The sequence below is a fragment of the Aerophototrophica crusticola genome, assembly GCF_012913305.1.
GTDB lineage: Bacteria > Pseudomonadota > Alphaproteobacteria > Azospirillales > Azospirillaceae > Niveispirillum > Niveispirillum crusticola.
Genome location: NZ_CP051775.1, coordinates 3208193 through 3227918, shown reverse-complemented (window position 1 = coordinate 3227918; position 19726 = coordinate 3208193). Strand labels below are relative to the sequence as shown.

Genomic DNA, 19726 nt, shown 5'->3' with positions numbered 1-19726 from the left:
AGGGGAGAACTCACACCGCCAGATCCACCATGACCGGCACGTGGTCGCTGGGCTTGGGTTCCCAGCCGCGCGCCTCGCGCAGGACCTGGTACCCGGTCAGGGAGCCCGCCAGGGGCGGGGTGACCCAGATATGGTCCAGGCGGCGGCCGCGGTCGCTGGCCTCCCAGTCGGCGGCGCGGTAGGACCACCACGTGTACAGCTTCTGGTTGGCCGGCACGAAGCGGCGCACCGCGTCCACCCAGGACAGGCTGTCCTGCAGGGCGGTCAGCTTCTCCACCTCCACCGGCGTGTGGCTGACCACGTCCAGCAACTGCTTGTGGCTCCAGACGTCATGCTCCAGCGGGGCGATGTTCAGGTCGCCCACCAGCACCATGGGCTTGTCCTTGGACCGGTTGGCCGGGAACCAGTCCCGCATCTCGTCCAGGAAGCGCAGCTTGTGGGCGAACTTGTCGTTCACCGCCGGGTCCGGCACGTCGCCGCCGGCGGGGACGTACAAATTGTGGACCTCGATCCCGCCGGGCAGGGTGGCCAGCACGTGGCGGCAGTCCTGCTTCTCGCACCAATGCTTGACGTCCCCGCCCTCCAGGGGCAGGCGGCTGATGATGGCCACGCCGTTGTAGCTCTTCATCCCGTGGATCTGGATATGGACATAGCCCCGGTCCCGGAACTCCGCGGTGGGGAAGCTGTCGTCCACCACCTTGGTTTCCTGCAGGCACAGCACGTCGGGCCGGTACTCGTCCAGCAGCTTCAGCACGAGCGGCAGGCGCAGGCGGACGGAGTTGATGTTCCAGGTACAGATGCGCACGGGGGAGGGCCTTGGGGCGAGGGGGGATGCCGGCGCCCGGCCCCGGGCTCAGCCGGCCGCCGCGCGCTTCTGCTTGTCCGTCTCGGTGTAGAAGGCGTCGCCGTGGATGTCCACCCCGGCCATGCCCTTGGCCAGCAGCCGGGCCACGGCGCTCTCCACCATGACAGGCGGCCCGGCCAGATAGGCCTTGTGGCCGGACAGGTCCGGGAAGTCCGCCGCCACCACGTCGCCCACATAGCCGGTGCGGTGGGCGGTGGGCCCCGCCGGTTCCGACAGCACGGGCACGAAGCGGAAGTTGGCATGGCGGGCGGCCAAGTCCGCGAAGTACCCCGCCATGTACAGGTCCGCCTCCCCCCGCACGCCGAAATACAGGTGCACCGGCGCCTGATGGCCGCGGGCCAGCGCCTCCTCCACGATGGACTTCATGGGCGCCAGGCCCGAGCCGCCGGCGATGGCCAGGATCGGGCCGTCGTGCCCGTCATGCAGCACGGCACTGCCCAGGGGCCCCCGCAGGCCCACCCGCTCCCCCACCCGCAGCTGCCGCACGGCATAGCGGCTGGCGCCGGTGCCGTGGTCGCGGATGTGGAATTCCAGTACCGTGTCGCTGGGCCGGCTGGCGATGGAGAAATCCCGCCCCGGCAACCCGCCGAAGGACAGGTTGGCATACTGCCCGGCGCGGAAGGCGAAGGGCCCCGCCGGGGCCAGGCGCAGGATGCGGATGTCGGCCGTCACCAGCTCCGCCCCCACCACGGTCAGGTCCACGTCCCGCACGGGCGGCAGGTCGGGGGCGGTCAAGGCGGATTCGACGATCATGGCAGGGCCACCGCTGGTTCCATCAGGAAGCAGCGATATGGCGGAGGTCGCCGGGCTATCAACCCCGATAGGCGCAAGCCTGCTAGGCTGGCTGGGGCTGGCCCGTTCGTGACAGGCACGACCGCTTCCCCCGCGCAGGCGGGGGCCCACAGTTCTTGACCCGGTGTGTGCCGGCACTGTCGCTGAAAACAGTGGACCCCCGCCTGCGCGGGGGAAGCAGAAAGAGCAACGCGCCCAACAACCTAGCGCCCAAGAGCAGTCTCCCCTACTCCTCGTCCCCGCCCTGCCGCTCCAGCGCGTCCATGTCGTCGTCGCTGAAGCCGAAATGGTGGCCGATCTCGTGGATCAGCACGTGGCGGATCAGGTGGGTCAGGTCCTCCCCCGTCTCGCACCAGTAATCCAGGATGGGCCGGCGGTAGAGGAAGACCATGTCCGGCTCGGCCCGCGGGGCGGTGACGCTCTGCCAGGGCATGCCCACGCCCCGGTACAGGCCCAGCAGGTCGAAGGGCGATTCCAGCCCCATCTCCCGCTCTGTCTCCTCGTCGGGGAAGTCCTCCACATGGATCACCACGTTGCGTACGTGGCGCCGAAGCTCCTCCGGGATGTCGGCCGCCGCGCGCTCGGCGATGGCCTCCATCTCCTCGAGGCTGGGGGCGGTGGTGAAGCGGCGGAGGGAGGTGATGGTGGCCATGGGGTGCGGTGCTGCCGGTTGGGACCTGATGGGGTGCGGGTGGCACCCTTGCGACTTGACGGGGCCATCATCCTGCGCCACGTCAGGCCGCACCAGCGGATAGAACAGGGGGACAGGACGATGGCACAGAAACTGGACGCCGCGGCGCGGGCCCAGGCCCTGGCAGGCCTGAAAGGGTGGGGCGAGGTCGAAGGCCGCGACGCCATCACCAAAAGCTTCCGCTTCGCGGACTTCAACGCCGCCTTCGCCTTCATGGCCCGCGTGGCGCTGCTGGCGGAAAAGATGGACCACCACCCGGAGTGGTTCAATGTCTACAATCGCGTGGACGTCACCATGGCCACCCACGACGCCGGCGGCGTGACCGAACTGGACATCCGCATGGCGCGGTTCATGGACGAGATTGCCGGGGAGTGAGGGAGGTCCCCAGCCGTGGCGCGGCGGAGGGGTGTGTTGGGAAAACGGATGGGAACGGATCACAACGGAATTGAACGGATAGCCGTGCGGCGGCGGCTTGCGCGGCCTGCTCGAGAGAAGTTTCCCGCGCCTGCGGCGCAATGAAGCCCAAACACTGGCGGGCTTTCCCGACCGCCGGGAAGCACCACCGGCCTACCGTTTACATCCGTTTCGATCCGTTCAATTCCGTTTTCCCCAAACAGGGCCCCACCCACGGAACGGCCGCGGAAGGGATACTCACCCCACCCGCCGCGGCACGCCCCAGAAATCGTGCATGTGGGCCTTCAGCCCGTCCACCAGGGCCTGCTTGGCGCTGTCCGCGCCGGGCCCCATGGGGGTGGCGGCCAGGCCCTGGACCACTTGCCAGGTGATCTGCCGGCCCAGGGCGAAGCGCTGGGGGTCGCGGGCGTACAGCTCGGGATAGGCAGCCTTGGCGGACTCGAACCCCCGCTCCTCGAAGCTGGCAGAGGCCGGGTACATCACCGCCCGCAACTCGTCATCCGTGCGGGCGGCGGCGATCAGCTCCCGCCAGGCGGTCCACAGCGGGTTGGTGCGCACCATCTCCCAGATCTTGTCGATGCCCTGGTCGATGGTGTCGGCCCCCGCGGGCAGGGCCTTCATGGCGTCGTCGAATTCCGCCAGGAAGCTGGTCTGGATATGCTCCGCCGTGGCGCGCAGCACCTCCGGCGTGGTCGGGAAGTAATATTGCACGGCACCCCGCGTCACCCGGGCCCGCTTCGCGATCTCCGACGTGGTCGTGCGGTGATAGCCGATCTCCAGGAAGCAGTGGATGGCCGCCTCGATGATCCGCCTGTGGGTGGCGATGCTCTTGCGGGTCTGGCGCACGCGGGAACTGGCCGGCAAGGGCAGTGGACGATCGGTGTCTTGGGGCCGGGTGGGGGCGGCGACGCTGGTCACGGAAGGGTCCATCAAGGAAAAAGGCTCAGGCCATGCCCATCTTTTACGCAGGGTGGGGGCAGCGGGCAATGGGCCGATACACGAAAAGGGTGAAGCGTTCCTTATCTGTCCGCCCGGCGGTATTGTCGGCCCGCCCCGTCCCCCCGTCAGCCCGGACCCTTGCCCCATGCCGCCCGATCCCGGCGTCACTGCCGCCGACCTGGAAGCCGGATTGCAGGCGGCCCTTCGCGGCGCGCCGGGTGACCCGGCCGGGCTTTTCGGCCCCACCTCCCCCATCTGGCGGGTGAACGGGGAGGCGGTGATCTTCCTCGGTGCCGCCAGGGCCCTGCTGCTGCAACTGGCCCACCCCTGGGTGGCCGAAGGGATCGTGCGGCATTCCCGCGCCCTGGCCGACCCGGTGGGCCGGTTCCACCGCACCTTCGGCCTGGTCTACCCCATGCTGTTCGGCACGGTGGGGCAGGCCTTCGGCGCCGCCCGCCGGCTGCACCGCCGCCACGCCGTGGTGACCGGCACCCTGCCCCAGGCTGCCGGCCGCTGGCCGGCCGGCAGCCCCTACCGGGCCGACGACCGGGCGGCCATGGCCTGGGTACAGGCCACCCTGGCCGACACGGCCCTGCGGGTCTACGAACTGGCCCTGCCCCCGCTGGACGCGGCGGAGCGGGAACGTTACTGGCAGGACACACGCCGCCTGGCCGGGCTGTTCGGCCTGTCCGGCGACGACCTTCCCGTCGACTGGGCCGGGTTCCAGGCCGCCTTCGCCCGTACCCTGGACCTCACCGGCACGCCCGGGGGGAACTGGCGGTGACCGATGCCGCCCGCACCGTTGCCCGTGCCCTGTTCCATGACGTGAAGCCCTGGTTGCGCCAGCCGGCCTGGGCCCTGGACTTGACGGCAAGCCTGTTGCCCCCGGTGCTGCGTGACGGCTTCGGCCTGACCTGGGACGCCGCCAGCGAAGGCCGGGTGGCCCGCCTGACGGGCCGGCTCGCCCGCCTCTACTCCCGCCTGCCCCGTGCCGTCCGGCAGGTCGGCCCCTGGCAGGAGGCGCAGGCCCGGCTGGCCGGGCGCGCCCCGTCCTGGGCCGTCCGCGCCAACAACCGGATATGGCTGGGGCGCGATCTCCTGTGACCCGTTTGGGTTGAAGCTTGGCCCCTCACCCAATGGTCCGCGCCCACCCCCTCGACACCCGCCCCCGGGCTGCGCTATGGGAGGCGCGCGCCTGTGACCCACCCCCGATCCGCCGTCCGGAACCGCCCCGTGAAGACGCGTCAGAAGGCTTTGGAGCTGTTGCGTACCGTCGGGACCCTGCCCGACGACCGCATCGACCTTGCCGAGGCGGCCCTCGCCCTGGCGGTCCTGGACCAGCCGGGGGCGGAGCCCGAACCCTACCGCCGGCACTTGGCCCAGCTCGCCCTGGACGTGGCCGACGCCACCCAGGCCGCGGGCAAGGGGCCGTTGCCCCTGTCCACCCGGATCGCCGCCCTGCGCGACGTGCTCTATGCCAAGCACGGCTACCGCGGCGACAGCGATACCTATGAGGATTTGCAGAACGCCAACCTGATCCGGGTGATCGACCGCCGGCTGGGCCTGCCGGTCGCCCTGGGCATCCTGCTGATCCATGCCGCCCGGGCCCAGGGCTGGGGCATATTGGGCCTGTCCTTCCCCGGCCATTTCCTGGTGCGCATGGATCTGGACGGGGAACGCGCCATCCTCGACCCCTTCGATGGCGCCGCCCGGCGGGAACCGCGGGAACTGCGCGACCTGCTGAAGCAGACCGCCGGCGCGGAGGCGGAGCTGACGCCGGAGCATTATACCCCGGTGACCAACCGGGAAATCCTGCTGCGCCTGCAGAACAACCTGAAACTCCGCCACCTGCGGTCCGACCGGGCCGACCAGGCGGTGGAGGTGATCGAGAACATGCTGCTGTTCGACCCGGAGAACCCGGGCCTGTGGCGGGAGGCCGGCCTGCTGAACGCCCACCTGGGCAAGCTGACCGCCGCCATCCAGGCCTTCGAGACCTTCATGGTCCAGGGCTCCAAGCTGGGCGCCTCCCCCCAGCTCCTCCACCAGACCGCCAGCCTGGTGCAGCAGTTGAAGACGCGGCTGAACTGAGAGGGCTGCGTAGGTCGGATTAGCCGCGCCAGCGGCGTAATCCGACAGCCCCCCGGGCCCGGTGCCGTCGGATTACGCGGCCGCCCGGCCGCTAATCCGACCCACCAGTGCCGCGCATCCCCTTGACAGCGACCCCGCCCCCGGCGTCCGTTGCTGCTCCCGCACCCAGCCGACAAGGGACGTGACCCATGGGCCTGAAGGTCGCCATCCAGATGGACCCGATCCAGTCCATCAACATCGACACCGACAGCAGCTTCATGATGGCGCTGGAGGCCCAGCGGCGGGGCCATGCCGTCTGGCACTACCACCCGCGTGACCTGGCCCTGCGCGGCAACCGCCTGTTCGCGTCCGTGCGGCGGATGGAGGTGCGGCGGGAGCGGGGCAACCACTTCACCCTGGGCGACGCGGAGGTGGTGGAGCTGACCGGCTTCGACGTGGTGCTGATGCGCCAGGACCCGCCCTTCGACATGGCCTACATCACCGCCACCCACCTGCTGGAGCATGTCCAGCCCCAGGTGCTGGTGGTCAACGACCCGGCCTCGGTGCGCAACGCGCCGGAAAAGCTGTTCGTCACCCACTTCCCCGACCTGATGCCGCCCACGGTGATCACCTCCAGCAAGGATGAGGTGCTGCGGGCCCGCGAGGAGTGGAAGGACATCATCGTCAAGCCGCTGTTCGGCAACGGCGGCGCCGGCGTCTTCCACCTGAAGCCGGACGATGAGAACCTGGGCGCCCTGCTGGAGACCTTCACCCAGCTCTACCGGGAACCGGTGATCGTCCAGAAATACCTGCCGGAGGTGCGGGAGGGCGACAAGCGCATCCTGCTGGTGGACGGCGAACCCGCCGGCGCCGTCGCCCGCATCCCGCAGAAGGGGGAGGCCCGGGCCAACTTCCATGCCGGCGGCAGCGCCCGGAAGACCAGCCTGACGGCGCGGGAGCGTGACATCTGCGCCGCCATCGGCCCGACGTTGCGGGACCAGGGCCTGGTCTTCGTCGGCATCGACGTGATCGGCGACTACCTGACGGAGATCAACGTCACCAGCCCCACCGGCATCCAGGAGATCAACCGCCTGGACGGGGTGCAGGTGGAGGTGACCCTGTGGGACGCTATCGAGCGGCGCAAGAACGGGGGCTGAGAAGCGGCCGTGGAAGGGGGGCGGGCGCAACTTCCGGGTGGCGGGGGACAGGCCGTGGCGGCACCCTGCCCCCATGCCGCTCCAGAACCGCGTCACCCCCTTCGGCCACATCATCGCCCACCCGGCCCGGGGCCTGTTCATGGGCAACCGGGGCCGCCTGCATGACGACCGGCAAACCCTGGCCAGCCAGGGCTGGCGCTCGCGCCTGTGGATCACCTGCCTGACGTCGTTCAAGGACCGCCGGCGCCCCCTCATGCGCCCCGGCCACTACACCGAGCTGTTCTTCCTGGACGAGGCCACGGCCCTCGCCGCCGGCCACCGCCCCTGCGCCGAGTGCCGCCGGGCCGACTACCGCGCCTTCCGCGACGCCATCACCACCGCCCTTGCCCTGCCCGCCCCACCCCGGGCGGCCGACCTTGACCGCCTGCTCCACGCCGCCCGCATCGACCCCGCCACCCGCCAACGCCGGACCTGGCGCGCCGACCTGTCCACCCTGCCGCCCGGCACCATGGTGGTCCGGGACGGCCAGCCCGACACCGCCTGGCTCCTGGGCCCAACCGGCCCCTGCCCCTGGTCCCCCGACGGCTATGGCCCGGCGCAGGGGTTCACGGGCGCGGTGACGGTCCTGACCCCCGAACCCACCGTCGCGGCCCTGCGCCAGGGCTACCGGCCCGTCCTGCACCCGACCGCGATGACTTCGTATGTCGGATTAGCGGCCACAAGGCCGCGTAATCCGACACCATCCCGCCACTTTCGAATTCGAAAGCCTCAAACCGGCTCCAGCACGCCCCCATAGCGGATCACGAACCCCAGCCCCGGCAGTGTGACGGGGATGTCGAAGCGGAAGCGGCCCTCGTGGTCCTGCCATTCGCGGGCGGGGCAGTGGGGGACCAACGGCCGGGGCAGGGGCAGGCCCAGGACGGACATGCTCTCCAGCGTCAGGTGCAGCATCCCGTCCCCGTCCAGCCGCGGGCGGAAGCGGAAGCGCAAGGGCCCCATGTGCTCCACCAGCAGGCCCGCGTCCCGGCCGTCGCCCGCCTTGAACCGACTATGGTAGCGGCGGCGGGCGAAGCGGCGGTCCCAGTGGTCGCTGCCTGCGCCGTTGTCGAACACCAGGGTCACCGGCACGTCGCGCCCTGGCTCCGGCAGGCGCAACAGGGCGCAGAGCAGCCAGGGCAGGGGGCCCTTGCGCCGCTCCACCTGGGCGAGGCCGGTGAACCGGTGCCTGCCGGGCGTGGCGTGGGCCCGGCGCAGGGTGGGGGGCAGGCGGGCGGCGTCGGGGCCCAGGGCGGTGGCGAGGGCGGTGCTCACAGGGGGATGTCCGGCTTGGCGACCATCAGCCAGAAGATGATGATGACACCCACGAAGGCCGGCCAGCCCAGGGCGAACCACCAGCGCGCATAGGTGCGGTAGAGGGGCGGCAGGGGCGTGCCCTGGCACAGCGCCGCCTCCGCCATCCGCCGCATGCGGAGTTGCAACCAGACCACCGGCAGCCAGCAGGCGCCCACCAGCCCGTACAGCAGGATCGCCAGCAGCAGCCAACCCGTGGTCATGGGGTACCCGGCCTGCAGCGCCAGCCAGACGCCGGTCACCGGCTGGGCGATGACGGCGGGGGTGGTGAACAGCCAGTCGGCCCAGACCACCTGCCGGTTCACCACGGCGGTGGCCTGCAAGTTGCCGGACCGGTTTGCCATGAAGCCGTGGAAGGCGGTGCCCAACCCCGTGCCGAACAGCAGGGTGCTGCTCAGGATGTGCACGGTCTTGACCAGCAAATACTCATCCATGGTCGGCCTCCAGCGCCATCATGGCCAGGGTCGCCCCGGCAACGGCCAGGTTCTTGGACAAAGGCCCGAAGGGGTGCAGCCACCAGTCGGGTTGCCCCACGGTCAGGATGCCGGTGTAGCCCAGCATCAGCACCAGGCTCAGCGTCCCCACCAGCGCCGGCCGCCAGCGCACGGCCAGGGCCAGGCCGATGCTCAAGTCCAGCAGCGCCGCCCCGTACAGTGCCCCCAGCGCCACGCCGCCGGTCAGCCCCACCCCGGCCAACAGCTCCAGGCTGCCCGCGACCGGGTACAGCCCCAGCGACACGATGCCCGTCCATAGCCACAATGCCGCCAGCAGCAGCCTCAACGGCGCCGGCAGAAAGAACAGCCGCGCCCGCCACCGCTCGGCCACCCCCGCCGGGTGCCGCGCCAAAGCCTGGGCCAGCGGGCGCGGGGTGAAGCCAAAGGCGGCGCGGAAGCCGTCTACCGGGGCGGTGTTGCCTGCCTCCAGCATGCTCAGGCTTTCCCCCGTCGCCGGACCAATACCCACCTTGTCGCCCAGCCAAGCCGTGGCGGCCAACGCCCAGCGCGGGATGGGGATGAAGGGGGCAGGGGCCATCCCCAGCCATTGGCGGAAGGTGGCCGTCACCGCGTCCGTGGTCATGGGCTCGGGCCCGACGCAGTCCACCCGACGGGCGAACGGCCCCTCCCGCCGCAGCAGGGCCAGCACCGCCTCGACAAGGTCGTCCACATGGATCGGCTGCACAGCCCAAGTCCCCGGCCCCAGGCGCAGCGGCCAGGGCAGGGCGCCCAGGGCTGCCAGCAGGTCGCCGGTGGCGTTGCCTGGCCCGATGACCAGCGACGGGCGCAGCACCGCCCAGTCCATTGTTTCGCCGGTGGGGTCCAAGCTCGCCAGGAAATCGTCCGCCGCCTTCTTGGTCCGGTGATAGCGTGTGGTGCCGCCCTCGTCGGCACCCAGGGCGGAAATTTGGATGACCCGCCGCACGCCTGCTTGCCGGCAGGCCTGGAACAGGGCGATGGCGCCCTGCTCATGCACTTGGCCGAAGCCGCCCTGACCGTCGCGGATCAGCCCGGCCAGGTTCACCACCGCGTCGACCCCTGCCAGCCGGGGCAGCCAGTCCGCCACCCCGTCCCGCGCCAGGTCGCAGGCTTGGTACCGCATCCCCGGGAACAGCCGCCCCAGCCGGGCCGGCGACCGGCCGGCGGGGATGACGCACACCCCCTCCCCCGCCAGCCGCCCCACCAGGTGCCGGCCGATGAAGCCGCCCGCCCCCACCACCAGCACCTTGAGGCCCATGTCCGTCACTCCGCCCCCGCCACCCCGGCCAGGCTTTGGCCGCGGGGCGGCGCCTCGGCCGGGCGGTTGCTCCACACGGTCCAGCCCACCGCCACCAGGGCCAGCCCGATGCCGCCCAGGGCATAGAAGACGACCCCTTGCACCAGCCGCGTCAGGTTCTCGTCAGTGCCCAGCAGGGTGACCGCCAGCATGGGCAGCAACACCATCATGATGGTGGCATAGACGGTCCAGAAGCGCGACCGCTGCTCCGTCGCGCACAGCTCCCCCAGCAGCACCCGCATGGGATGCCACAGGATCGCCGCCACGAACCCCGCCAGCACCAGCGTGATCCCCCAGGCCAGGAACAAACCACCCAAGCTACCCATCGTCCCCTCCATCCGTGTCCGGCCACCCCGTCGGCGGCCGCTGCCAAGTGGGACTGCGAATGGCATGCCAGATGCTGTGACGGGGGGCAGCCCCGGCAGTTCAGCCCTTCCGCGCGGACAATGACGGGGATCGCTGCTACCATCGTGGACAGGGGAACGGGGGTCGGTATCAACGATGTTGACAGTCGCGACGGGTCCCGGCTTCGCGCAGGCCTACCTGGCCGCCCTGGCGGCGGCGGCGTTGGCCAGCCTCGCCCTGGCCGGGCTGCTGGCCTGGCGGGCGCGGCACGTGCCGGTCTGGGGGGTGCTGGCCCTGTTCCTGCTGGGCGTGGCGGGGTGGAGCGTCGGCATGGCCCTGCCGGCCCTGTTGGGCCCGGCGGCGGATCCCTGGGCCAGCCTGCTGGTGGCCCTGTCGCCCCTGCCCTCCGCCGCCTTCGTCCACCTGGTCTTCGCCTTCGTGCGCTGCGGCGCCCTGACGCCCGTGGCCCGGGCCGCCTATGCCGCCGGCGCGGTGGCGGCCCTGGGCGGGGTGGTGCTGGACACCGGGTCGGTGGAGCCCTGGCGCGGCTTCCCCGGCATGTTCGTGCCCAGCCTCGCCGGCTGGGCCGTGATGGGGACCAGTGCCGCCTTGTCCGTGCTGGGGCACCTGCGCCTGGCCCAGGGCTGGTGGCAGGCGGAAGGGTTGCGGCGGCGCCAAGCCGGGGCGGTGCTGCTGTCCAGCGCGGTGGGCCTCGCCTCCCTCACCGGGTTCCTGTTCCCGGCGCTGGGCGTGCCGGCCGACCCCTGGCCGGTGCTGCTGCTGCCGGCCTATTCGCTGGTCATGGTGTACGGCATCCTGCGCTACCAGTTCATGGACGTGAATTTGTGGGCGCGGCGGCTGGTGGCGTGGGGGCTGCTCAGCCTTGTGCTCGCCGCGGGCAGCGCCTTGGTGGCGGCCCTGCCCCTGGCCCTGGGCACCGGGTTGGCGAGCCCCGGCTTCTGGGAGCGCTGGGCCCTGCTGGCGCTGACGCTGCTGCTGGCCCTCGCCATCCTCTCCCCCCTCCAGCGCCTCGCCACCCGGCTGGTCTTCCCCGGCGGGGCGGTCACGGCGGCGGACCAAGCCGCCTGGGCCGCCGCCCTGGGACGGGCGCGGGACTGGCCGGGGTTGCTGGAGACGGCAAGGACCCTGCTCTCCGCCCGCCTGGGCACGGCGGTGGCGGTGGTGAAAGGTGATGCGTCCTCCCCCATCCCCACCCTGTCCCTGTCCCAGGCGGAGGGGGGCTGGTCCGTAAGCCTGCAAGGCTGGCAGGATGCCCCGCCGGGGCCCTTGCACGTAGCGGGGCTGTTCGGCGCCTGCCTGTCCGCTGCGGCCGGGCGGCTGGACCAAGCCCTGGCCCTGGCCGCGCAGGAACGGGAACGGCAGCGGCAGGAACGGTTGGCGGAGCTGGGCCAGCTCGCCGCCACCGTGGCCCACGATTTGCGCAACCCCCTGAACATCATCGCCATGGCCGCCGCCGGGGCAGCGCCTGACGTGCGGGCGGAGGTGGCGGCCCAGGTGGCCCGCATGGAGCATCTGGTAGCGGACATCCTGGACTACGCCCGCGGCGGCACCCTTTCCCCCCGCACCGTGGACCTGCGCGACCTGGCGGACCAGGCGGCCCAGGGGCTGGCGGGGCCACGGCCGGACATCGCCATCCCGCCCGGCACCCTGGCCCGGGTGGACCCCAGGCGCCTGGCCCAGGCCCTCGCCAACCTGCTGGCCAACGCCGCCGCCCATGGCAGCCGCGTGGCCGTGTACGCGGAGCGCGACCCCGCCGGCGGCCTTTCCCTGCATGTCTGCGACGACGGCCCCGGCATCCCGGCGGAAATCCGGGACAGCCTGTTCCGCCCCTTCGTCAGCCGCCGCCCCGGCGGCACGGGCCTCGGCCTCGCCATCGTGGCCCGCATCGCGGAGGCCCATGGTGGCACCGCCAGCCTCACCGACCGGCCCGGCTGGTCCACCTGCATCACCCTGGCCCTGCCGGCGGAGGCCGCCACCCCATGACCCTGACCGGACACATCCTGCTGGCGGATGACGAGCCCGCCTTCCAGCGGCTGGGCAGCGCCTGGCTGAAGGGGCTGGGCCACCGCGTCACCCTGGCCGGCGACGGGGACGCGGCCCGCGCCGCCTTCGCCGCGGACCCGGCGGACCTGGTGTTGCTGGACCTGTCCATGCCGCCCCACCATGACCCGGCGGCCGGGTTGGCCCTGGTGCCCACCTTCGCCCCAGCCCCCGTGGTGGTGGTCACCGGCCATGCGGACCACGAGCTGGCGTTGCGGGCGGTGGAGGCCGGGGCCTGGGACTTCCTGGCCAAGCCGCTCGACCCGGACATGCTGCGCGTCGTCGTCGCCCGCGCCTTGGAACGGGCCCGGCTGGCGGCGGAGCTGGCGGCCTTGCGCGCCAAGGCGGGGGCCGCGGACGACCTTGGCATGGTGGGCACCAGCCCGGCCCTGCGCCGGCTGCGCGACCTGGTCCGGCGCCTCGCCCCCACCGGGCTGCCCGTGCTGGTCCTCGGCCCCAGCGGCACGGGGAAGGAGCTGGTGGCCCGCGCCCTGCACGCTGCCGGGCCCCGGCGCGACCGCCCCTTCGTCGCCGTCCATTGCGGCGCCATCCCGGCGGAGCTGCTGGAGAGCGAGCTGTTCGGCCATGTGAAGGGCAGCTTCACCGGCGCCCATGCCGACCGGCCGGGCCTGGTGGAGACCGCCCACCGCGGCACCCTGTTCCTGGACGAGGTGGGGGAGATGCCGGCGGCCATGCAGGTCAAGCTGCTGCGCTTCCTGCAGGACGGCAGCTACCAGCCGGTGGGCGGGCGGGAGCCGCGGACCGCCGACGCCCGCATCGTCGCCGCCACCCACCGGGACCTGGAGGCCATGGTGGCGGAGGGGACCTTCCGCGAGGACCTGTACTACCGCCTGCGCGGCATGGTCCTGCGCACCCCGCCCTTGGCGGAACGGGCGGAGGACGTGCCCGTGCTGGCCACCCTGTTCCTGCGCCGCGCCCTGCCCGGCCCGGCGCGCTTCACCCCGTCCGCCCTGGCCTGGCTGGCGGAGCGGCCGTGGAAGGGCAATGTGCGGGAACTGCGCGCCGTGGTGGAATGCGCTGCCGCCCTGGCGGCCCCCGGCCCCGACGGCACCGTCACCCTGGGCGCCGACGACCTGGACTTCGCGGCCGGCGGCGGCACCCTGCCGGACCCCGTGCTGGACTTGGCGCCGGGGGCCCCGCCCGCCGGCCGCCGCACCCTGGACGAGGAGGTGGAGGCCCTGGAGCGCCGCCTGATCACCAAGGCCCTGGCGGAGACGGGCCACAACCACACCCACACCGCCCGCCTGCTGGGCCTGTCCCGCATGGGCCTGTTGAAGAAGCTGGACCGGATGGGCCTGCGATGACCCCGCCCCCTGCCCCCTTGCCCGACGGGCCCCTGTACCTGTTCGACGGCGCCTGCGTGTTGTGCAGCGGCACCGTGCGGTTCTTGCTGCGGCACGAGGCCGACCAGCGGATGCGCTTCTGCGCCGTCCAGTCCCCCGCCGGCCAGGCTTTGCTGGCGAGCCTGGGCATGGACGCCATGCCCGACACCTTTCTGTTCATCGACGACGGGACGGTCTACCAGCGCTCGGCCGCCGCCTTCCGCCTCGCCCGCCACCTGAAAGCCCCCTGGCGCTGGCTGCGGGTGCTGTCCCTGCTGCCGCGGGGGCTGACCGACCGGGCCTACGACTGGGTGGCCCGGCACCGCTACCGGATCTTCGGCAGGCACGAGGTGTGTTTGGTGCCGGAGCCGGGTCAGCGGGGGCGGTTTCTGTGAGCATTCGCCGCTAGAGGGCGGTATCATGATTGACGCCCACCGGTTGATAAAAATATATTTTCCCTTACTCGATTTATGAGGGGGCGGTATGCGAATTGGCCAAGGTGTCAGCGTCAGTGATGAACTGAAATTTCTGGAGGGCGCTCTCCATCAATTCCATGAAAACCTGACTTACTATGCTGAGGCGGGAGGTTGGGAGGACCTTCCCCATTTTTATAATGAGCGGGCCACCCTCTCGTTCCTGGCCGCAGCGGCTTGGCAAAAGAAGCTGTTGGCCATCGAAGAGTTTGTGAATTGGAAGAAGAAAGAAGACGTCGATTATCTTGGCCGGTGTGATATCTGGATTGCCGAGCGTGACAAGCAGCAATCCGCTTCCATCGAAGTAAAGCAGTTCTGGCCAAAGCCAGGCACGCGATCCGAAACCTTCTCGACTTGGCTGTCCCATGGGGACAAGGCTGCCGCCGGAAATCCCCGGTATGGGTTCAGGGTGGCGATGACCTTCTTCTCCCCCGTCATCCCCGTCGGGTCGGAGACGGGGGAAACCCTGGCCGTGGTACGGAAAATCGCGGAAACCGTCGAGCGCGACGGCAGTGATGGCATCGCTTGGTGGTTCCCCGATGCCGCGATGGAACGCGGTCTGCCGCGACGGGATGGGAAAGGTATGGCCCATTGGCCGGGTTTGCTGACGGTAATGCGGAATCTCGGGCAGGCGTCGCGGCGGCGGACGATCATCGGTCGCCCCTTTGATCGCCCGGCGTGGTGGCCGGGCTGATCTGCCCGCGCTGGCTGGCCTCGAACTAGGCGAAGGCGCGCTTCGCGGCTTCCAAGTCCAGCCCCATCAAGCATTGAGCGAGCAGGCTGAGGCAGCCCGCCGCTCCACCCGCACCACCCCCTTCGTTTGCGCGTGCAGGTTCGCGACCTCAGGCTGGAGGAACGCGAAGGGAAGGCGTGGGTCAGCGTTCCTGCAGCTATCTATGGAAGCATTTGCAAGGCTGCAACTGGCAAAATTTTCAAGGCTGATAATATGACAAATAGTCAAAGAGTCTTTCCATATCGGCAAGTCGCGGGATAAAAAATCCTACATCGGCATATAACGGACATTGTTCCCGCGTGTATCTGGACCGTGTTCGAGCGTCAAACGGAGATCAGAGTGCAAACAGCGTTGCAGATCATCAAGTATTGGTTGTCAATCGAGTATCTTCAACCCGCAACCGCTCCCGATGAGGATGCAAAAAATCGCGTATGGACTATAGAAGCGAATGGCGAGTATCCATGGCAAGATCAAATAAAAATACGAACTCAACCGTATATCGAAAAGAAAGTCTGGCAGTCCATACTGTACGTCGGCTTGATGGATATGTCTTGGGTTGTCGAAAACTTGCGTAAATCTTTGGGTCTGCTCGAAGAACAAGAGGAGTTCCAGCCGTCCAAGCCAGCAGCCATGCTGTCATTCACCGTCGATGCGGAAGGTCGCATCGCGTCAGACATATCTATCAGCAGCCTTGTCTGGGCGGCAGGGAAAATCAGGCACCAACCTCAGATGCCGCTCGATCCGGATGAGTTTGAGGATTTCTGTACCCAAGCCGTATCGCGCGTGCGGGCACTGGTCGTTGAACGGGCAGTGCTGTCCCCGGCTTATGCAAAGGGTTGCGGCCTGGACGCGGATACCGTTTGCAAGACCCCCTTAACCCACGACGACATCGCCGCGATACGGGAACTTGTCGAGAGGCTGGCCGAGTATTCCCCCCAGATCGCCGTTCCGGTGCGCGCCAAAACAGTTTCCGTTTCAATCGAAGCCAATGGCGATCGTTCCGACGACGAAATCCTGAACAGCTTCATCGCGCCGGACCTGAAACTTGTGCAGGACGCGGTGAGGGCGGGGGACGTCGGCGTAGCGTTCCAATCGTACCTGTTCGGGACGCGAGAGGCGAAGAAGGACGTGGCGAATGACCGCAACGCGGCCTTCGCCATGGTCGCTCCCGAAAAGTTCCCCTTGGGACGCTGGGCGTCCGAGCACCCCTTGGCCTTTGCCCAGCAAGCCGGGGTGAACACGATCTTCGAGCGCCTGGCCGACGAGGGGATTTTCTCGATCAACGGCCCGCCCGGGACAGGCAAGACGACGTTGCTCCGGGATGTGGTTGCCCAGATCGTGGTCCAACGCGCGCTGGTGCTGGCAGAGTTCGGATCGCCGGAAAAAGCCTTCACGAAATCGATCCGGATCGAGGGCCAGCAATACCCTTATTACGCGATTGACGAACGTCTGATGGACTTCGGGATCGTCGTGGCGTCGGCCAACAACGCGGCAGTCGAGAACGTCACGCGGGAACTGCCGGGCATCTCCGCCCTCGGGAAGGGCTACGGGTCCTACAGGCACTTCGCTGACGTCGCGGACACCCTTGCCTGCACCGAGAGGAACAGCCGCTCGCCCGGCGCGACCTGGGGCTTGATCAGCGCCGTGCTGGGGAACAAGGCCAACCGAAGTGATTTCATTGGCCGCTTCTGGTTCGCGCAGCAACCGGAAAGGGGAAGGGTTAACGCCACGGGCGCCGTGTCAATCCAGACGGCGCTGGCGCAGGAGGCTGAGCGTAGCCCAAGCTGGGATGACGCGCGTAAAGCCTTCTCGGCAGCCTTGGATCGGGCGAAAGAGGCCCTCGCCCGAGTGCAAAAGCTTGCCCAGGCGCTGTTGCGGCATGACCAGGCCAAGGTCGAGTCCGATAAGGCCGAGGCGGGCCTACCGGATGCCCGACGGGAGGTGACCCGTCTCTCGGAAACGTTGGCCGCGGCAAGGCAGCAGCGCGACCTGCGACAGGCCGCCTTCCAATCGCTCTCGAACGCCCATAAGGCACTGGTCGAACGGGACACCCTGCAGCAGAAGCTCCAGAAACTTGACAAGTCCCGGCCCACCCTGGACGTGGAAAAGAAGAAGCGGGAAAAGAATGATGCCGAACTTGGCGTGAGGCAGGCCCAGCGGGCATATGACGACGCCAGAAGGGACTATGAGAACCATCTGGCTTTGCGGCCTGGCGGCCTGCGGAACCTCCTGAGTTTGGGCAAGGCATTGAGAGAATGGGAGAGGGAGAAGTCCGAGAAGGCGGCAAAGGTCGAGCAGGCCAGGACGGCCCTGGACGCCGCGGAGAACCGGCTGAGGGGGATCGTTGCCCAGCTTGAGCAAGCGGAAAGCTGGCATAAGCGATGGGTGAAGGCATCGACGGAGTTGAACGCCGCCCTAGGCCGGCTGCGTGACCTTGGCGTGGCCCAAGACGCCGCGGCCGAAGGGGTCAGGCAGCAGATGGCGACCGCAGAGGCTGAGTTCGGCCGCGCCCATGCGGCAATGACAGCAGCGGAACAGGCCTGCGCGGGTGCCCAGGTGAAGCTTGGCGCCCTGGAACGGGCGATCGTGGGCAATCAAGCGATCATGGCGGCCAGCTTGGGCGAGATCACCCGAAACGGGACCACGCTGGAAGCCCTAGGTAGATGGCGCAAATTCCATGCGCCAGTGGACGAGCTCCAGCTCTGGGCGCCTTGGGATGATGAAACGGCACGGGAGGCCAGGGCAGAGCTGTTCCTTGCCGCCCTCGACCTGCATCGCGCCTTCCTGGCCGGGGCACAGAAGCGGTTTGCGGCCAACATGCGCGTCTTCGTGGAGCTGCTGCAGGGAAGCATGCACCACAGTCGGCTGCATGATGGCGGGGCGACCCTCTGGAATACCTTCTTCCTCTCGGTTCCCGTCGTGTCCACGACCTTCGCGTCGTTCGGCCGACTTTTCCCCGGGCTGGGGCGGGAGAGCATCGGGTGGGTCCTTGTCGATGAGGCAGGGCAGGCAACGCCGCAGCTCGCCGCCGGGGCCCTGTGGCGTGCCCGCCGCGCGGTGATCGTCGGCGATCCTCTCCAGGTGGAGCCTGTGATGACGGTACCGAAGCGCGCCATCTCGGCGCTGGGGCGGACCCTGGGGGTGACCGAGGCCTGGGACCCGTCCCTCCACTCCGTGCAGGTCTTGGCGGACCGGGCCAATCCCCTGGGGACCTGGATCAAGCAGGACGAGACACCCGACGACGGTAACGAGGACGGTAACGAGGACGGGGGCCGGATCTGGGTCGGCTCCCCTTGCGGGTCCATCGCCGGTGCTTCCGCCCGATGTTCGACATCGCCAACACCATCGCCTACAAGGGCCTGATGGTCTACGGGACCATGGGCAAGGATACCAAGCCATGGCTAGGGGCGAGCTGCTGGATCGACGTGGTCGGGGCCAGCAATGACGGGCACTGGCTTCCCGACGAAGGCGCACGGGCCTTGGAATTGCTGCGCGCCATCGCCAAGCAGGAAGGCGGGCTGATCCGGGATGACGGAAAGGCGAACGTGTATGTGATATCGCCCTTCCGGCGTGTCGCGGATGAAATGCGCAAGCTGATCGCCGGCGCTTTCAACTGGCAGGTCGCACGCCAGATTTGCGGCACCGTCCACACCTTCCAAGGAAAGGAAGCGGATGCGGTGGTCCTGCTGCTCGGTGGCAATCCCAGCCGGCCTGGGGCCATCACAACCTATGCCGGGCGCCGGCCGAACATCCTGAACGTCGCGGTCACCCGGGCAAAGCAGCGCTTGTATGTGATCGGTAACCACGGGCACTGGGCCCGGCACCAATTCTATTCAGAGTTGGCAGCACAGGTCCCGCGCCTCACCTGGGACGTGTTCAAAAAGCAAACCGCAAAGCCATGACCCGAGGCAGCGGCGGCCCCAAGCCTGGGCCGCCGCACCCTTTTCCATCTCGTAAGGGCCAACACTCCTCCGGCTACGCCTCCAGGAACGGGAACAACCCCGGGCTGCCACCGCGTGGTCGCGGGACGCGGTGCCGTCCACCACCCCCGCGGCCAGCCAAGTCCCCGCCACCCGGCGCAGGGGCACGGCGGTGGAGGGGCGCAGCAGCCCGTCGGCGAAAAGGTTGTCCAGCAGCGGCCGGACCTCCGGCGCGTCGAACGGCACCAGCCCTTCCGCCCAGCCGCCTTGCGTGGGGGAGAGCTGGCGGTACAGGAACGGCTCCCACTCCCGTTGCAGCAGGGCCAGCAGCTCTTCCTCCTTGCCCTGGTCCAACAGCCGGCCGAAGCCGATGCGCACCGCCTTCGGTCGGGCCTTGGCGAAGCGCTTCTTGCCGCCGCCGCGGTATTGCTGGAACTCGCCCCACATATGCTCTTCCCGCTGGCGCTCCATCTCCGCCTGGTCGGCGGGTTCGGGCACGTACCAGACGCCGCTGGCCAGCCGCTTGGTCATCGGGTCGTCCGGCTGCATGTTCAGGAAGGCGTGGCGGGACTGGCGCAACAGGCGCAGCAGCTTCTCCGGCACCGGCCGGTCGCCTTGGTATTGCAGGAAGTTGTAGCGCAGCAGGTCCTTCAGCTCGATGTCCTGCTCCTTCGCGGGCCAGGTCTGGGCGGCGTCCTTGTAGGGGTTGTACAGGTCCTCGATGCTGCGGGGTTCCCGCTCCAGCTCCTGGTGAATTCTTTCAGAATCCAATCGCATCGATTGCGTTATGACGACAGCCTGAAACA

General features: G+C 69.3%; 21 protein-coding genes. 12 read left to right on the top strand and 9 right to left on the bottom strand.

Going from position 1 to position 19726, the window contains the following annotated elements; all coding sequences use genetic code 11:
* Positions 1-10: 10 nt before the first annotated feature.
* The 3 genes from HHL28_RS15815 to HHL28_RS15805 form a co-directional block, all read right to left on the bottom strand.
* Positions 11-805, bottom strand: a complete 795-nt coding sequence (locus HHL28_RS15815; RefSeq protein WP_075770197.1) for an exodeoxyribonuclease III — start codon at positions 803-805, stop codon at positions 11-13.
* A 48-nt stretch (positions 806-853) separates the two neighbouring features.
* A complete protein-coding gene (locus HHL28_RS15810) occupies positions 854-1618 on the bottom strand; it encodes an FAD-binding oxidoreductase (protein WP_075770196.1) in 765 nt (254 codons plus the stop codon).
* Positions 1619-1883: 265 nt separating this feature from the next.
* Entirely contained in the window at positions 1884-2309 is a 426-nt protein-coding gene (locus HHL28_RS15805) for a metallopeptidase family protein (protein WP_404325954.1), read from the bottom strand.
* Positions 2310-2429: 120 nt separating this feature from the next.
* Between HHL28_RS15805 and HHL28_RS15800 the strand changes: the two genes are divergently transcribed.
* On the top strand, positions 2430-2723 hold the full coding sequence (locus HHL28_RS15800; protein WP_075770195.1) for a 4a-hydroxytetrahydrobiopterin dehydratase: 294 nt from the start codon (positions 2430-2432) through the stop codon (positions 2721-2723).
* 276 nt (positions 2724-2999) lie between these two features.
* Here HHL28_RS15800 and HHL28_RS15795 read toward each other — a convergent pair whose 3' ends face one another.
* The gene (locus HHL28_RS15795; protein WP_169655444.1) at positions 3000-3608 is read right to left on the bottom strand and encodes a TetR/AcrR family transcriptional regulator; all 609 of its coding nucleotides are present in this window, start codon (positions 3606-3608) and stop codon (positions 3000-3002) included.
* A gap of 238 nt (positions 3609-3846) precedes the next feature.
* Between HHL28_RS15795 and HHL28_RS15790 the strand changes: the two genes are divergently transcribed.
* The 5 genes from HHL28_RS15790 (at position 3847) to HHL28_RS15775 (ending at position 7721) form a co-directional block, all read left to right on the top strand.
* On the top strand, positions 3847-4485 hold the full coding sequence (locus HHL28_RS15790; RefSeq protein WP_404325952.1) for an oxygenase MpaB family protein: 639 nt from the start codon (positions 3847-3849) through the stop codon (positions 4483-4485).
* Complete coding sequence (locus HHL28_RS18885) at positions 4482-4805, top strand: oxygenase MpaB family protein (protein WP_404325950.1); 324 nt, start codon at positions 4482-4484, stop codon at positions 4803-4805. Before HHL28_RS15790 ends, HHL28_RS18885 begins: the two co-directional genes overlap by 4 nt.
* Before the next feature lie 129 nt (positions 4806-4934).
* Entirely contained in the window at positions 4935-5789 is an 855-nt protein-coding gene (locus HHL28_RS15785) for a SirB1 family protein (protein WP_075770193.1), read from the top strand.
* 188 nt (positions 5790-5977) lie between these two features.
* Complete coding sequence (gene gshB / locus HHL28_RS15780; protein ID WP_075770192.1) at positions 5978-6925, top strand: glutathione synthase; 948 nt, start codon at positions 5978-5980, stop codon at positions 6923-6925.
* 73 nt (positions 6926-6998) lie between these two features.
* The gene (locus HHL28_RS15775) at positions 6999-7721 is read left to right on the top strand and encodes a hypothetical protein (RefSeq protein ID WP_075770191.1); all 723 of its coding nucleotides are present in this window, start codon (positions 6999-7001) and stop codon (positions 7719-7721) included.
* Here HHL28_RS15775 and HHL28_RS15770 read toward each other — a convergent pair.
* From HHL28_RS15770 to HHL28_RS15755, 4 genes are read right to left on the bottom strand one after another with little or no spacing between them, the layout of a single operon-like run.
* A complete protein-coding gene (locus tag HHL28_RS15770; protein WP_075770190.1) occupies positions 7694-8236 on the bottom strand; it encodes a DUF4166 domain-containing protein in 543 nt (180 codons plus the stop codon). The genes HHL28_RS15775 and HHL28_RS15770 overlap by 28 nt on opposite strands.
* Positions 8233-8709, bottom strand: coding sequence for a DUF2269 family protein (locus tag HHL28_RS15765; RefSeq protein ID WP_075770189.1), 477 nt, complete (start codon positions 8707-8709; stop codon positions 8233-8235). The genes HHL28_RS15770 and HHL28_RS15765 overlap by 4 nt, the downstream gene beginning before the upstream one ends.
* Entirely contained in the window at positions 8702-10006 is a 1305-nt protein-coding gene (locus HHL28_RS15760; RefSeq protein WP_075770188.1) for an SDR family oxidoreductase, read from the bottom strand. The genes HHL28_RS15765 and HHL28_RS15760 overlap by 8 nt, the downstream gene beginning before the upstream one ends.
* A gap of 5 nt (positions 10007-10011) precedes the next feature.
* Positions 10012-10371, bottom strand: coding sequence for a hypothetical protein (locus HHL28_RS15755; RefSeq protein ID WP_169655442.1), 360 nt, complete (start codon positions 10369-10371; stop codon positions 10012-10014).
* A gap of 175 nt (positions 10372-10546) precedes the next feature.
* Between HHL28_RS15755 and HHL28_RS15750 the strand changes: the two genes are divergently transcribed.
* The 6 genes from HHL28_RS15750 to HHL28_RS15725 all read left to right on the top strand — a co-directional run bounded on the left by HHL28_RS15750 (position 10547) and on the right by HHL28_RS15725 (position 18902).
* Positions 10547-12394 (top strand): sensor histidine kinase, encoded by a 1848-nt coding sequence (locus HHL28_RS15750; RefSeq protein ID WP_075770186.1) that lies wholly within the window; start codon positions 10547-10549, stop codon positions 12392-12394.
* Positions 12391-13776 (top strand): sigma-54-dependent transcriptional regulator, encoded by a 1386-nt coding sequence (locus tag HHL28_RS15745; protein ID WP_075770185.1) that lies wholly within the window; start codon positions 12391-12393, stop codon positions 13774-13776. Before HHL28_RS15750 ends, HHL28_RS15745 begins: the two co-directional genes overlap by 4 nt.
* Positions 13773-14189 (top strand): thiol-disulfide oxidoreductase DCC family protein, encoded by a 417-nt coding sequence (locus HHL28_RS15740; RefSeq protein ID WP_075770184.1) that lies wholly within the window; start codon positions 13773-13775, stop codon positions 14187-14189. Before HHL28_RS15745 ends, HHL28_RS15740 begins: the two co-directional genes overlap by 4 nt.
* A gap of 88 nt (positions 14190-14277) precedes the next feature.
* Positions 14278-14961 carry a hypothetical protein gene (locus HHL28_RS15735; protein WP_169655440.1) on the top strand — a complete coding sequence of 228 codons (684 nt, stop codon included), beginning with the start codon at positions 14278-14280 and terminating at the stop codon, positions 14959-14961.
* Between the two features lie 351 nt (positions 14962-15312).
* Entirely contained in the window at positions 15313-18363 is a 3051-nt protein-coding gene (locus HHL28_RS15730; protein WP_169655438.1) for an AAA domain-containing protein, read from the top strand.
* Positions 18324-18902 carry an AAA domain-containing protein gene (locus tag HHL28_RS15725; RefSeq protein WP_169655436.1) on the top strand — a complete coding sequence of 193 codons (579 nt, stop codon included), beginning with the start codon at positions 18324-18326 and terminating at the stop codon, positions 18900-18902. Before HHL28_RS15730 ends, HHL28_RS15725 begins: the two co-directional genes overlap by 40 nt.
* Here the strand turns inward: HHL28_RS15725 and HHL28_RS15720 are convergent.
* On the bottom strand, positions 18834-19697 hold the full coding sequence (locus HHL28_RS15720; RefSeq protein ID WP_169655434.1) for a hypothetical protein: 864 nt from the start codon (positions 19695-19697) through the stop codon (positions 18834-18836). The two genes, HHL28_RS15725 and HHL28_RS15720, sit on opposite strands and share 69 nt — an antisense overlap.
* Positions 19698-19726 lie beyond the last annotated feature (29 nt).